Below are 14,160 nucleotides of genomic sequence, written 5' to 3'. Positions count from 1 at the left end.
ACGGGAAGGACCGAACGAGCATGGCGAACTACACCGCTGCTGACATCAAGGCCCTGCGCGAGCGCACCGGCGCCGGCATGATGGACGTGAAGAAGGCTCTGGACGAGGCCGACGGCGACGCCGAGAAGGCCATCGAGATCATCCGCGTGAAGGGCCTCAAGGGCGCCACCAAGCGCGAGGGCCGCTCGGCCGCCGAGGGCCTCGTGGCCGCGACCGTCGAGAACGGCGTCGGCGTCATGATCGAGCTCAACTGCGAGACCGACTTCGTGGCCAAGGCCGACAAGTTCATCGCCCTGGGCGACGTGGTGCTGCGCGCCGCCGTCGCCTCCGGCGCCACCGACGTCGACGGCCTGCTGGCCTCCGACTACGAGGGCCGCACCCTGGGCGACTACGTGACCGAGGAGGGCGCCCTGCTGGGCGAGAAGGTGGCCGTGCGCCGCCTGGCCCGCGTGGAGGGCGCCTACGTGGACGCCTACCTGCACAAGACCTCCAAGGACCTGCCGGCCCAGGTGGGCGTGCTCCTCGCCGTGGACGCCGACTCCGCCGAGGCCAAGACCGCCGCGCACGACATCGCCGTGCACGTCGCGGCCTACTCGCCCACGTACCTCACCCGTGAGGACGTGCCGGCCGAGACCGTCGAGAACGAGCGTCGCATCGCCGATGAGACCGCCCGTGCCGAGGGCAAGCCGGAGCAGGCCCTGCCGAAGATCGTGGAGGGCCGCCTGACCGGCTTCTTCAAGGAGATCGTGCTCGTGGACCAGCCGTTCGCGAAGGACCCGAAGCAGACCGTCGGCAAGGTCGCCTCCGACGCCGGCACCAACGTCACCGGGTTCGCCCGCTTCCGCGTCGGCAACTGACCGCCGCACCCGGACCGGCCGCTCCCGGTCCACGCCCCGCGGGGGCGTAGGATCGGGAGCGACCCGAGGTCCACTCCGGCGCCGGATGGCGCCGACGACCATCGCATGACGGGGTGGCCGCCCCGACCGGGCGGCCACCCCGTCCGCGTGTCCGCCCCCGGGACGGCCGTCCCCGGCCCGACCCCCCACCGACCAGGAGATGCTTCCCATGGAGACGAACCGCGCCCCCGAGGACCCGACCACCGCCCACGCCCCGCAGACCTCGGACGACACCGGCCGCCGTCGCGTGCTCCTCAAGCTCTCGGGCGAGGTGTTCGGCGGCGGCAAGATCGGCGTGGACCCGGAGACCGTCCGCGGCATCGCCGAGCAGATCGCCGCCGCGGCGGACCAGGTGGAGATCGCGATCGTCGTCGGCGGCGGCAACTTCTTCCGTGGCGCCGAGCTGTCCGAGAACGGGATGGACCGCCGTCGGGCCGACTACATGGGCATGCTCGGCACCGTGATGAACTGCCTGGCCCTGCAGGACTTCCTCATCCAGGCCGGGGTCACCACGCGCGTGCAGTCCGCCATCCACATGGAGCAGGTGGCGGAGTCCTACATCCCGCTGCGCGCCATCCGCCACATGCAGAAGGGCCGCGTCGTGATCTTCGGCGCCGGCACCGGCCTGCCCTACTTCTCCACGGACACCGTGGCGGCCCAGCGCGCCCTGGAGGTCGGGGCAGACGAGGTCCTGATGGCCAAGTCCGGCGTGGACGGCGTCTACACCGCGGACCCCAAGAAGGACCCCACCGCCGAGCGCCTCACGCACCTGACCTACGATGAGGCGCTGCTGCGGAACATCCGCGTGATGGACCTGACCGCCATGACCATGTGCAAGGACAACGACCTGGACATGCGCGTGTTCGGCATGGAGGGCCCGGGCAACGTGACCCGCGCCCTGCTCGGCGAGCCGATCGGGACCACCGTCACCGTCTGAGGCCCGCCGCGTAGGATGGCGGCAGACCTGATCCACCACACCGAGGAGACACCGTGATCCAGGAGACCCTGCAGTCCGCCGAAGAGCAGATGGACCGCACCATCGAGGCCACGCGTGAGGACTTCGCCTCCGTGCGCACCGGCCGCGCCAACCCGGGCCTCTACTCCAAGGTGATGGTCGACTACTACGGCTCGTTCACCCCGCTGCAGCAGCTGGCGTCCTTCACCACCACGGACGCCCGCACGCTGCTCATCACGCCGTTCGACCAGTCGGCCCTGCGCAACATCGAGAAGGCCCTGTCCGAGTCCGAGGTCGGCGCGAACCCGTCCAACGACGGCAAGGTCATCCGCATCGTGATGCCGGAGCTGACCGCGGAGCGCCGCAAGGAGTACGTGAAGCTGGTCAAGTCCAAGGCGGAGGAGCACAAGATCTCCGTGCGCAACGCCCGTCGCAAGGCCAAGGAGGCCATGGACAAGGCCGTCAAGGACGGCGAGGTCGGCGAGGACGAGGGCGCCCGCGGCGAGAAGGAGCTGGACGCGCTCACCAAGCGCCACGTCGAGCTCATCGACGAGATGGCCAAGAACAAGGAGCAGGAGCTGCTGGAGGTCTGAGCCTCCCGCCGTCCGCGCTCGTCCCATGACCTCCGCCGTGCCCACCTCGCCCGCACCCCCGCGCGGCGGCCGCGACCTCAAGTCCGCCGTCCTCGTGGGGGTGGGGCTGCTGGCGACGGCCCTGGTCGGCCTCTTCTGGCTCGACTGGCTGCTGGTCGTGCTCGTGGTCGCCCTGCTGGTCGGCGCGGTGTCCGAGATCGCGACGGCGGTACGCGGCATCGGCCTGGACGTGCCGCGGCCCCCGCTCTGGGTGGCCGCGGCGGTCCTGCCGCTCACCGCGTGGCGGTGGGGGGTGCCCGCGCTGTTCATCGCCCTGGTGGCATGCCTGGCGCTGGTGGCCGTGTGGACGGCGCTGACGCGCCGGCGCCCGGCGGGCCAGTTCATGCTCGCGGGCGTGTTCATCGTGCTGTGGGCGCCGTTCCTGCTCTCCTTCGCCGCTGCGCTCCTGGACGAGCCGCTGGGGCACCGCATGGTGGCGATCCTGCTGCTGATGGTGGTCTCCAACGACACGTTCGGCTACATCGTGGGCTACCGCCTCGGCCGCACCCCGATCGCCCCGCGCATCAGCCCCAAGAAGTCCTGGGAGGGCCTGGCCGGCTCCCTGGCGGGCTCGGTGCTGGTGGGCGTCGTCGCCGTCCCCCTGCTGGTCGGCCAGCCGTGGTGGATCGGCGCCGTCCTCGGCGTGACCACCGTCGCCGCCGCCACCGCGGGGGACTTCTCCGAGTCCATGGTCAAGCGTGAGCTCGGCATCAAGGACATGTCCTCCGCCCTGCCCGGCCACGGCGGCGTGATGGACCGCCTGGACTCCCTCGTGTTCGCCTCGCCGGTGGCCTACACCGTGCTGGCGCTGCCCCTGACCTGATCCACCCCTCGACCCGGCACGTCCGGGACCCGCACCGCAGGAGACGCCCATGACCCCCCGCACCACCCCGGACGCCGAGCCGGTCTTCGAGCTCGTCGAGCAGGACGAGATCGGCTACGAGACCACCCACGTGGACGCCTTCATGGCGCGTGCCCGTGAGGCACGCGACGGCGGTGCCCCGCTGACGGCGGAGGAGGTGCGCCAGGCCCGCTTCGCGACCGTCAACGGCGGCTACGCCACGGACGAGGTGGACGACGAGCTGGACCGCCTCGAAGAGGAGCTGGCCGCCGCCGAGCGTCAGGCCTTCGTCGCCGAGCGCGGGGACGAGGACTGGGCCGCAGACCTCGAGGAGCGCGTGGCCGAGCTCGTGGCCCGTGCCGACCGGGCCCCGGCGGAGCGCTTCCGCCGCCCCTCCCGCGCGGACGCCGTGAGCTACGACGTGGACCAGGTGGACGCGCTCGTGGACCGCCTGCGCGTCACCCTGGCCGGTGCGGAGGACTCGACGGATCCCGACGCCGAAGGCGGGCTGACCGCGGACGACGTGCGCCGCGCGGCGTTCAGCGAGGCCGAGGGTGCCGCCGGCTACGAGGAGGGCCAGGTCGACGCCTACCTTGACGCCGCCGTCGACGTGCTGCTGCGCCGCGCCTGACACCCGGCCCTCGCGCGGCGGCCCCGGGAGAGTGGCGCAGATCACACTGAAGTGATTACAATCACACCACCGAGACGCCGCGCGCTCCACCCCTGCTCGCGCATGCGTACAACTCCCTCGCCCCGCACCGTGGGCGTCGATCGGAAGGCAGTGCAGTGACCCTCGTGGACCACACCCGTCCCACCGGCGGCCGATCCGCCGGCTCTCCGCCCCCGGCGGGCCCGGCTGAGGCCGTGATGCTCCAGGTGCTCGACGCGGAGGGCCGCCGCCGTCCGCAGCCGGAGCTCGCCCCGTGGATCGAGGACGTCGACGCCGACGCCCTCGCCGCGCTGTACCGCCAGATGGCCGTGGTCCGGCGCCTCGACGTCGAGGCCACGCACCTGCAGCGTCAGGGCGAGCTGGCCCTGTGGCCCCCGCTGCTGGGCCAGGAGGCCGCCCAGGTGGGCTCCGCCGTCGCGCTGCGCCCGGACGACTTCGTCTTCCCGTCCTACCGCGAGAACGGCGTGGCCCTGCTGCGCGGCGTCCCCGCGCTGGACCTGCTGCGGGTGTGGCGCGGCTCCACGTTCTCGAGCTGGGACCCGAACGAGACGCGCGTGGCCACCCAGCAGATCATCATCGGCGCGCAGGCCCTGCACGCCGTCGGCTACGCGATGGGCGTCCAGCGGGACCAGGCGGACGTCGCCACGATCGTCTACTTCGGCGACGGCGCCACGAGCCAGGGAGACGTCAACGAGGCCATGGTCTTCAGCGCCTCGTACCAGTCGCCCGTGGTGTTCTTCTGCCAGAACAACCACTGGGCCATCTCCGAGCCCGTGCGCCTGCAGACCCGCCGCAGCATCGCGGACCGCCCGTGGGGCTTCGGCATCCCGTCGATGCGCGTGGACGGCAACGACGTCCTGGCCGTGCTCGCCGCGACCCGCGCCGCCGTCGAGCGCGCGGCCGACGGGGGCGGTCCCACCTTCATCGAGGCCGTCACCTACCGCATGGGCCCGCACACCACCGCGGACGACCCCACCCGCTACCGGGACGACGCCGAGCTCGAGGCCTGGAAGGCCCGTGACCCGTTGACCCGCGTGGAGGCGCACCTGCGCACCCTCGATGTGGACGTGGACGCCGTGCTCGCACAGGCCCAGGCCGAGGCCGACGAGCTGGCGGCCGAGGTCCGCCGCGCCCTCGAGGCGCTCGAGGAGGACGGCGCGGACAGGCTCTTCGACGAGATCTACGCTGAGCCCCACCAGGAGCTCGAGCGGCAGCGCCGCGAGCACGCCCTCTACCTGCAGCAGTTCGACGACGAGGAGGCGGGCGCGTGAGCGAGCGCATGACCTTCGGCCGTGCGATCAACCGCGGCCTGCACCGTGCCCTGGCCGACGACCCCAAGGTCCTGCTCATGGGCGAGGACATCGGCGCCCTCGGCGGCGTGTTCCGCATCACCGACGGCCTGCAGGCCGAGTTCGGCGAGGACCGGGTGCTCGACACCCCGCTGGCCGAGTCCGGCATCGTGGGCACGGCCATCGGCCTGGCGATGCGCGGCTACCGGCCCGTCGTCGAGATCCAGTTCGACGGCTTCGTGTACCCGGCGTTCGACCAGATCGTGGCGAACCTGGCCAAGCTGCGTGCCCGCACCCGCGGCGCCGTGCCGATGCCGGTCACCATCCGCATCCCCTTCGGCGGCGGCATCGGCTCCCCGGAGCACCACTCCGAGTCGCCCGAGGCCTACTTCCTGCACACCGCGGGCCTGCGCGTGGTCTCCCCGTCCTCCCCACAGGAGGGGTACGACCTCATCCGCGCCGCGATCGCCTCGGAGGACCCGGTGGTCTACCTCGAGCCCAAGCGTCGCTACCACGACAAGGGCGACGTGGACCTGGACGTCGCGATCCCGCCGATGAGCCCGGCCCGCATCCTGCGCGAGGGCCGTGACGCCACGCTCGTGGCCTACGGCCCGCTCGTGAAGACCGCCCTGCAGGCCGCCGAGGTGGCGGCCGAGGAGGGCGTCGAGGTCGAGGTGGTCGACCTGCGCAGCCTGTCCCCGCTGGACACCGGCCTCGTCGAGTCCTCGGTGCGGCGCACCGGCCGGCTCGTCGTGGCGCACGAGGCCTCCCGCACCGGCGGCCTCGGCGCCGAGCTCGTGGCCACGGTGGCCGAGCGCGCGTTCCACTGGCTCGAGGCCCCGCCGGTGCGCGTCACCGGCATGGACGTGCCCTACCCGCCGTCCAAGCTCGAGCACCTGCACCTGCCGGACCTCGACCGCATCCTCGACGGCCTGGACCGTGCTCTGGGCCGACCGAATTCGCTGGACTCCGTGGACGCGTTCGCCGCCCCCGAGACCGCCGAGCAGTTCCTCGCGGCCCAGAACGCCGGGGAGGAGACCCGATGAGCCAGAAGACCTTCCGCCTGCCCGACCTCGGCGAGGGCCTGACCGAGTCCGAGATCGTGACGTGGCGCGTGGCCGAGGGCGACGCGGTGAGCGTGAACCAGGTGCTCGCCGACGTCGAGACGGCCAAGGCCGTGGTCGAGGTCTCGAGCCCGTTCGCGGGCGTCGTCGCGGCCCTGCACGGCGCCGAGGGTGAGACCCTCGAGGTCGGTGCGCCCCTGGTGACCTTCACCCTCGAGGGCGCCGAGCCCGACGTCGGCGGGCCCGCCGAGGGTGACGGCCGCGTGCCCACCCTCGTCGGCTACGGCGCCGCGCCGGACACCGGCAAGCCCGGCCGCCGTGCGCGGCGCGGCTCCGCGGCCCCGGCGACGTCGGCCGCCCCGGCGGGCGAGCCCGCCCGCGGACAGGCGCCGTCCACGTCGGAGGCGGCCCCCGCCGGCGCCGGGCGCCCGCAGCCCGAGGCCGCCGAGCCGGACCGCGCGGACGCGGCCCACGAGCCGGCCCCGGGCGAGCGACCCCGGTGCACTCCGCCCGTGCGCCTGTACGCGCGCCGCGCGGGCGTGGATCTGGAGCAGGTCACCGGCACGGGTGTGGGCGGGGTCATCACCCGCGCGGACGTCGAGGCGTTCCTGGCCGGGGGCGGGCAGCCCGCGGCCGCGGCGGCGCCGCCGCAGTCCGGCGCCGAGTCGGGCTCGACCGGGGGCGTCCGCACCCTGGGCGGCCGCCCGCGCACGGAGGCCGTGCCGGTCAAGGGCGTGCGCAAGGCGACCGCGGCGGCCATGGTGCAGTCCGCGTTCACCGCCCCGCACGTGACCGAGTTCCTGCAGGTGGACGTCACCGAGACCATGGAGCTGCTCGCCGAGCTCAAGGCCTCCCGCGAGTTCCGGGACGTCAAGCTCACGCCCATGACGCTCGCCGCCAAGGCGTGCCTCGTGGCGATGGAGCGCACCCCGGACGTCAACGCCCGGTGGGACGAGGCCGCCGGGACGATCGTCCAGCAGAACTTCGTGAACCTCGGTTTCGCCGCCGCCACCCCCCGCGGGCTGATGGTGCCGAACGTCAAGGACGCCCAGGCGATGAGCCTGAGGGAGCTGGCCGACGCCATCCGCGATCTCACGGGCCTCGCCCGCGAGGGGCGGCTGTCCCCGGCGGATCTGGCCGGCGGCACCTTCACGCTCACGAACGTCGGGGTGTTCGGCGTGGACGCGGGCACCCCGATCATCAACCCGGGTGAGGGGGCGATCATCGCGATCGGCCAGGTCCGGAGGATGCCGTGGGAGCATCGCGGCGAGATCGCCCTGCGGGACGTCATGACGCTGTCCCTCTCGTTCGACCACCGCTTCGTGGACGGCGAGCAGGGCTCGCGCTTCCTCGCGGACGTCGGCGCGATCCTGCGCCGCCCGGGTCTGACCCTGACCATGGTCTGACGGCCCCGGACGCGCCGCGGCCCCGCCACCCGGGCACCGGGAGGCGGGGCCGTCGTCGTGGCAGGCCGGTGCGGCCGCCGGCACGGCGGGGGCCGCGGGGCGCGCTCAGTCGGCGGCGGGCAGCTCCATCACGAGCTCGGTGATGACCTCGGCACGGGCGTTGGAGAAGACCTTCTCCTCGCCGACGGTCTCGAAGCCGCGGCGGGAGAGCACCTTCACGGAGCCCACATTGTCCTCGGGCACGTGCGCCCGCAGCGGGCGGGCGGTGTGCTCCTCCAGGAACCGGTCCACGGCCGCGGTCGTCAGCCCCAGGCCCCAGTAGTCCTGCGCGGTCCAGAAGGACAGCTCGCCCACGCCGTCCTGCTGGGTGCACACGAGCGCACCCACGGCGCGGCCCTCGTGCTCGATGGTCCGCACGACGGTGTCCTCGTCCCCGAGCAGGTGGGCCCAGTGGTAGTCGAAGACACCGCGGTCCCGGGGGTTGCGGGGGGCGAAGGCGGACATCAGGTTGGCCTGCTCGTCCTGCTGGTGGAGGAAGAACTCGTCCAGATCCTCGGGTCGGACGTCACGAAGAAGCACGGCGGTGGACCTCTCGGGGCGGGGTTCGACGGCGTCGCCGTCGCGGGTACCGGCCACCGTATCACCGGGCACGACGCCGGCCCGCCGGGCCGGTGCCGCCCGCTCAGTCCCCGCCGGGCAGCGGCCCGGGGGCCGTGGCCGCGGCCCAGGCCATGGCCACGAGGGTCGCGCGGCGAGCCGCGCGGTCGGCCGCGGTGCGCCGCACCGAGCGGGGGGTGGAGTTGAGCAGGCCCAGCACGGCCTGGGCGCGGAACACGGCGGTGGCCTGGTCCTCGTGGGGGTGGACGACCTGCAGCTGGCGCGCCCACACGTCGATGTAGGCGCGCTGGGTGCGCGTGATGGCCGTGCGCGCGCCGTCGGGCAGGGCGGACATGTCGCGGTCCTGCACACGGATCACGTCGCGCTGGGCGAGGGCGAAGTCCGCCTGGAAACCGATGAGGGCCCGCAGGGTCTCCGCCCCCGGCGCGTGCTGCGCCTCGGCGGCCAGCCCGCCGTCCAGCAGGTCCTGCGAGGCCGTGTCGAGGATCGCCGTGAGCACGGCGGCCTTGCCGGCGAAGTGGCGGTAGATGGCGGGGCCGCTGATCCCGACCGCGGCGCCGATGTCCTCGAGGCGGACCGCGTCGAAGCCCCGGGCCGCGAACAGTCGCGCCGCGGCCGCGAGCAGGTCCACCCGGCGTCGGGCCTTGGCGGCCTCCCGGGCGGTCGGCGGGGTCGCCGGGGCGGTGGGGGACGCGGGATCGACGGCGGGCATGGGATCCACTGTAGGACGGGACGAGGCGCGCCGGGCGCCCGGTCGACGTCAGTGACGATCGTCACTACACTGAGGCTCGGTTCAGTTAGTCGTCATTCACTGAAGGGGGTCTCATGACCGCCAGCACCCCGGCCCCGGCCGCGCAGTCCGCGCCCACCGTGGCCGAGCGCAACGCGGCCGGCCACGCCCGGCTGGAGCAGGAGCTCGCCGACCTCGTCGCCCGCACGTCGCTCGGCGGGCCCGAGCGTTCGCGCGAGCGCCACACCGGCCGCGGCAAGCTGCTGGTGCGGGACCGCATCGACGCGCTGCTCGACGAGGGCTCGCCCTTCCTCGAGGTCGGCGCGCTGGCCGCGCACGGCCTGTACGACGGGGACAGCCCCGCCGCGGGCGTCGTGGCGGGCATCGGCCTGGTCCACGGCCGCCTCGTGATGGTGGTCGGCAACGACGCCACCGTGAAGGGCGGCACCTACTACCCCATGACGGTGAAGAAGCACCTGCGGGCCCAGGAGATCGCCCTGGAGAACCGCCTGCCGTGCATCTACCTCGTGGACTCCGGCGGCGCGTTCCTGCCCCGCCAGGACGAGGTCTTCCCGGACCGCGAGCACTTCGGCCGCATCTTCCGGAACCAGGCGCTGCTCTCCTCGCAGCGCATCCCGCAGCTGGCCGCGGTGTGCGGCTCCTCCACGGCGGGCGGCGCGTACGTGCCGGCCATGTCGGACGAGACCGTGATCGTGCGCGAGCAGGGCACCATCTTCCTCGGCGGCCCCCCGCTCGTGAAGGCCGCGATCGGGGAGGACGTCTCGCCCGAGGACCTCGGCGGCGGCCGGCTGCACGCCGAGCGCTCCGGCGTCGCGGACCACCTGGCGGACGACGACCTGCACGCCATGCAGATCCTCCGGGACATCGTGGCCACCCTGCCCCCGGCCGAGGCGCCGGCCTGGGAGGTCGCCCCCGCCGCGGAGCCCGCCAAGGACCCGGCCGAACTGACCAGCGTCGTGCCCGTGGACGTGAACACCCCCTACGACGTGCGCGAGGTGATCGACCGCCTCGTGGACGGCGGCTCCGTCCACGAGTTCAAGCCCCTCTACGGCACCACCCTGGTCACCGCGTTCGCGCGGATCGACGGCCACCCCGTGGGCGTCCTCGCCAACAACGGCATCCTGTTCGGAGACTCCGCCCGCAAGGGCGCGCACTTCATCGAACTGTGCGACCAGCGCGGCATCCCGCTGCTGTTCCTGCAGAACATCTCCGGCTTCATGGTGGGTCGGGACGCGGAGGCCGGCGGCATCGCGCGCGACGGCGCCAAGATGGTCACCGCCGTCGCGACCGCCCGCGTGCCCAAGCTGACCGTGGTGATCGGCGGCTCGTTCGGCGCCGGCAACTACGCGATGTGCGGCCGCGCCTACTCACCCCGCTTCCTGTGGATGTGGCCGAACGCGCGCATCTCCGTGATGGGCGGCCCGCAGGCCTCCTCCGTGCTCACGCAGATCAAGCAGGACCAGCGGGCCGCCGCGGGGGAGGAGCCGATGTCCCCCGAGGAGGTCGAGGCCTTCCAGGCGCCGGTCCGCCGGCAGTACGAGGACCAGGGCAGCCCCCTGTACTCCACCGCCCGCCTCTGGGACGACGGAGTGATCACCCCCGGCCAGACCCGCCGGGTGCTCTCCCTGGCCCTCGACGTCATCTCCCGTTCCCCGCTGCCGGACTCCCGGTTCGGCCTGTTCCGCATGTGAGGCACCCGTGACCGAGAACCACGCCCAGGGGACGCCCCTGTTCGACACCGTGCTGGTGGCCAACCGCGGCGAGATCGCCGTGCGCGTCATCCGCACCCTGCGCCGCCTCGGCATCCGCTCGGTGGCCGTGCACTCCGACGCCGACGCCGACGCGCGGCACGTCCGCGAGGCGGACACGGCGGTCCGCCTCGGCCCGGCTCCGGCCCGCGAGTCCTACCTGGACATCGACGCCGTCGTCGACGCCGCGCGCCGCACCGGCGCCCAGGCCGTGCACCCCGGCTACGGCTTCCTGTCCGAGAACGCCGACTTCGCCCGCGCGCTGGACGCGGCCGGCATCGTGTTCGTGGGCCCGCCCGTGGCCTCGCTCGACGCGATGGCGGACAAGATCCGCGCCAAGGAGACCGTGGCCGCGTACGACGTGCCGGTGGTCCCCGGCATCCAGGACCCCACGCTCACCGACGAGCAGATCACGGCCGAGGCCGAGCGCGTCGGCTTCCCGCTGCTGATCAAGCCCTCCGCGGGCGGCGGCGGCAAGGGCATGGTGGCCGTGCGCGCCGCCGAGGAGCTGCCCGGCGCCCTCGCCTCGGCCCGGCGCACGGCGCGCTCCGCGTTCGGCGACGACACCCTGCTGCTCGAGCGGCTCATCACCGCGCCCCGGCACATCGAGGTGCAGGTGTTCGCGGACGCCCACGGCGCCACCGTGCACCTGGGCGAGCGCGAGTGCTCCCTGCAGCGCCGCCACCAGAAGGTGATCGAGGAGGCCCCCGCGCCCCTGCTGACCGGGCTGGCGCACGGGGCCGAGCTCCGCGAGCGCCTGGGCCGGGCCGCCGTGGACGCGGCCGTGTCCGTGGGCTACCGCGGTGCCGGCACCGTCGAGTTCCTCGTCTCGGACGAGAACCCGGACGAGTTCTTCTTCATGGAGATGAACACCCGCCTGCAGGTGGAGCACCCGGTCTCCGAGGAGGTCGTCCGGGTGCGCGGACAGCGCCTGGACTTCGTGGAGCTGCAGCTGCGCATCGCCGCGGGGGGGCCGCTCGGCTTCGCCCAGGAGGACGTGACCCTCGACGGCGCCGCCGTCGAGGCCCGCGTCTACGCGGAGGACCCCGCGAACGGCTTCCTGCCCTCCACCGGGCCGGTGCTGCGCTGGCGCGAGCCCGCCGGCGAGGGCGTCCGCGTCGACACCCTCCTGCTGCCCTCCCGGCCGGCCGAGGAGCGCGCGTTCGGCTCCGGACCGCAGACTGGCCCCGCCGCCGGCGCCGTGGACCCCGTGGACGTCGACGGCGCACAGCCCGAGATCACCGGCTTCTACGACCCGATGATCGCCAAGCTCATCGCCCGTGGCGCCGACCGCGCCGAGGCCCTGGACCGGCTCGACGCCGCGCTCGCGGACACCGTGCTGTTCGGCGTCCGCTCCAACCTGGGCTGGCTGCGCGAGCTCGCGGCCCGCGAGGACGTGCGGACCGGCCGGCTCACCACCGAGCTGATCGACGGCCTCGAGGCGTGGACCGCCCCCGCGCTGCCCGAGGACCTCGCCGCGCTCGCGGCCGAGGCCCTGGCCGACGTGTCCGAGGACGCGGCCGCCGCCGAGCACCGCGCGGCCGGCACCGCGTGGGCCCGGGCGGACGGCTGGCGCGGCGCGGGCGCCCCGCAGCCCGGGATGCGCGTCCGGGTCGGGGACGAGGACCGCATCCTCACCGCCCCCGCCGCCGACGCCGAGGTGGACGAGGACGCCGGAGGCCTGGCGGGCGTCAACCTCCTGGCCGGTGACCCGCGGGACCCGCGCTCAGCGTGGCTGCACCGCGACGGCGCCGCGTGGCAGGTCCGCCGCCTCACCCGGGCCGAGGTGGTCGAGGCCGCCCGCGCGGCCGCGGCCGCGCGTCGTGCCCCGGCCGGCGCAGCGTCCCCCGAGGCCCGCACGCCCATGCCGGGCACCGTCGTCGCCGTGTCCGTGGCCACCGGGGACACCGTGGCCGCGGGCCAGGAGCTGGCGGTGGTCGAGGCCATGAAGATGGAGCACCCCGTCACGGCCGCCGTCGCCGGCGTCGTGACCGTCCACGTCGCCGAGGGCGACGCCGTGGCCGCGCAGGCGTTGATCGCCGTCGTCGAGCCCACCGAGCACGCAGCACCCGCAGAGAACACCTGAGAACAGGAGAGGACCATGAGCACCAAGCACCGCACCCTGCCCGCCCTCGAGGAGGACTACCAGGTCCTCTCCGACACCGTCCGCGAGTTCGCCGACGAGGTCGTGGCCCCGGTCTCCGCCGAGCTGGACGCCCAGCACGAGTTCCCGTACGAGATCGTGGCCCAGATGGGCGAGATGGGCCTGTTCGGCCTCCCGTTCCCCGAGGAGTACGGCGGCATGGGCGGCGACTACTTCGCCCTGGCCCTGGCCCTCGAGCAGCTCGGCCGCGTCAACCAGTCCGTGGCCATCACCCTCGAGGCCGGCGTCTCCCTGGGCGCCATGCCGCTGCTGAAGTTCGGCACCGAGGAGCAGAAGCAGCGCTGGCTGCCGGACCTCGTGGCCGGCACGCACCTGGCCGGCTTCGGCCTCACCGAGCCGGGCGCGGGCTCCGACGCCGGCGGCACCCAGACCACCGCCGCGCTCGAGGACGGCCAGTGGCGCATCAACGGCGCCAAGGAGTTCATCACCAACTCCGGCACGGACATCACCTCGCTCGTCACCGTCACCGCCGTGACCGGCACCGTGGAGGGCAGGACCGGCCACGACGGCCGCCCCGCCAAGGAGATCTCCACGATCCTCGTGCCCGCCGGCACCGAGGGCTTCTCCGTGGCCAAGGCCTACGACAAGGTCGGCTGGAACTCCTCGGACACCCACGCCCTGCACTTCTCGGACGTGCGCGTGCCGGAGGAGAACCTGCTGGGCGCCCGCGGCCGCGGCTTCGCCCACTTCCTCGAGATCCTCGACGAGGGCCGTATCGCCATCGCGGCCCTGGCCACCGGCGCGGCCCAGGGCTGCGTGGACGAGTCGGTCGCCTACGCCAAGCAGCGGACCTCGTTCGGCCAGAAGATCGGGCAGTTCCAGGCCGTGTCCTTCAAGATCGCCCGCATGCAGGCCCGCGCGCACGCCGCCCGCCTGGCCTACTACGAGGCCGCCCAGAAGATGCTGGCCGGCAAGCCGTTCAAGACCGAGGCCGCCATGGCCAAGCTGATCGCCGGCGAGGCCGCCATGGACAACGCCCGGGACGCCACCCAGGTGTTCGGCGGCTACGGCTTCATGAACGAGACCCTCGTGGCCCGTCACTACCGCGACTCCAAGATCCTCGAGGTCGGCGAGGGCACCACCGAGGTGCAGCTCATGCTGATCGCCCGCGAGCTGGGCCTCTGAC

Annotated in this window: 13 protein-coding genes; 11 read left to right on the top strand and 2 right to left on the bottom strand. The window is 73.8% G+C overall.

Annotated elements, in window-relative coordinates:
• Positions 1 to 20 precede the first annotated feature (20 nt).
• The 8 genes from tsf to HDA34_RS03570 all read left to right on the top strand — a co-directional run bounded on the left by tsf (position 21) and on the right by HDA34_RS03570 (position 7,753).
• Positions 21 to 857, top strand: coding sequence for a translation elongation factor Ts (gene tsf / locus HDA34_RS03605; RefSeq protein WP_061866737.1), 837 nt, complete (start codon positions 21 to 23; stop codon positions 855 to 857).
• Positions 858 to 1,065: 208 nt separating this feature from the next.
• Positions 1,066 to 1,833, top strand: a complete 768-nt coding sequence (gene pyrH, locus HDA34_RS03600; RefSeq protein WP_002857706.1) for a UMP kinase — start codon at positions 1,066 to 1,068, stop codon at positions 1,831 to 1,833.
• A gap of 53 nt (positions 1,834 to 1,886) precedes the next feature.
• Positions 1,887 to 2,444, top strand: coding sequence for a ribosome recycling factor (gene frr, locus HDA34_RS03595; RefSeq protein WP_002857704.1), 558 nt, complete (start codon positions 1,887 to 1,889; stop codon positions 2,442 to 2,444).
• Positions 2,445 to 2,469: 25 nt separating this feature from the next.
• Positions 2,470 to 3,306, top strand: a complete 837-nt coding sequence (locus HDA34_RS03590; RefSeq protein WP_061866736.1) for a phosphatidate cytidylyltransferase — start codon at positions 2,470 to 2,472, stop codon at positions 3,304 to 3,306.
• A gap of 49 nt (positions 3,307 to 3,355) precedes the next feature.
• Complete coding sequence (locus HDA34_RS03585; RefSeq protein ID WP_049147668.1) at positions 3,356 to 3,955, top strand: DivIVA domain-containing protein; 600 nt, start codon at positions 3,356 to 3,358, stop codon at positions 3,953 to 3,955.
• Between the two features lie 155 nt (positions 3,956 to 4,110).
• Positions 4,111 to 5,265, top strand: a complete 1,155-nt coding sequence (gene pdhA / locus HDA34_RS03580) for a pyruvate dehydrogenase (acetyl-transferring) E1 component subunit alpha (protein WP_061866735.1) — start codon at positions 4,111 to 4,113, stop codon at positions 5,263 to 5,265.
• Between the two features lie 8 nt (positions 5,266 to 5,273).
• Positions 5,274 to 6,329 (top strand): alpha-ketoacid dehydrogenase subunit beta, encoded by a 1,056-nt coding sequence (locus HDA34_RS03575; RefSeq protein ID WP_044659478.1) that lies wholly within the window; start codon positions 5,274 to 5,276, stop codon positions 6,327 to 6,329.
• Positions 6,326 to 7,753 (top strand): dihydrolipoamide acetyltransferase family protein, encoded by a 1,428-nt coding sequence (locus tag HDA34_RS03570; protein WP_036314052.1) that lies wholly within the window; start codon positions 6,326 to 6,328, stop codon positions 7,751 to 7,753. Before HDA34_RS03575 ends, HDA34_RS03570 begins: the two co-directional genes overlap by 4 nt.
• Before the next feature lie 105 nt (positions 7,754 to 7,858).
• Here the strand turns inward: HDA34_RS03570 and HDA34_RS03565 are convergent, their stop codons facing one another.
• Complete coding sequence (locus tag HDA34_RS03565) at positions 7,859 to 8,332, bottom strand: GNAT family N-acetyltransferase (RefSeq protein ID WP_051995227.1); 474 nt, start codon at positions 8,330 to 8,332, stop codon at positions 7,859 to 7,861.
• A gap of 103 nt (positions 8,333 to 8,435) precedes the next feature.
• Complete coding sequence (locus HDA34_RS03560) at positions 8,436 to 9,083, bottom strand: TetR/AcrR family transcriptional regulator (RefSeq protein ID WP_061866734.1); 648 nt, start codon at positions 9,081 to 9,083, stop codon at positions 8,436 to 8,438.
• A 113-nt stretch (positions 9,084 to 9,196) separates the two neighbouring features.
• Here HDA34_RS03560 and HDA34_RS03555 point away from each other — a divergent pair, with 113 nt between their 5' ends.
• From HDA34_RS03555 to HDA34_RS03545, 3 genes are read left to right on the top strand one after another with little or no spacing between them, the layout of a single operon-like run.
• Positions 9,197 to 10,813, top strand: coding sequence for a carboxyl transferase domain-containing protein (locus tag HDA34_RS03555; RefSeq protein ID WP_081374413.1), 1,617 nt, complete (start codon positions 9,197 to 9,199; stop codon positions 10,811 to 10,813).
• Between the two features lie 7 nt (positions 10,814 to 10,820).
• The gene (locus HDA34_RS03550; RefSeq protein ID WP_061866733.1) at positions 10,821 to 12,956 is read left to right on the top strand and encodes an acetyl/propionyl/methylcrotonyl-CoA carboxylase subunit alpha; all 2,136 of its coding nucleotides are present in this window, start codon (positions 10,821 to 10,823) and stop codon (positions 12,954 to 12,956) included.
• A gap of 15 nt (positions 12,957 to 12,971) precedes the next feature.
• Complete coding sequence (locus HDA34_RS03545) at positions 12,972 to 14,159, top strand: acyl-CoA dehydrogenase family protein (protein WP_041104216.1); 1,188 nt, start codon at positions 12,972 to 12,974, stop codon at positions 14,157 to 14,159.
• The last annotated feature ends 1 nt before the right edge of the window (position 14,160 follow it).

Source organism: Micrococcus luteus (assembly GCF_014138885.1).
GTDB lineage: Bacteria > Actinomycetota > Actinomycetes > Actinomycetales > Micrococcaceae > Micrococcus > Micrococcus luteus.
The sequence above is the reverse complement of the archived record's forward strand: the minus strand, read 5'-3'. Positions and strand labels throughout refer to the sequence as shown.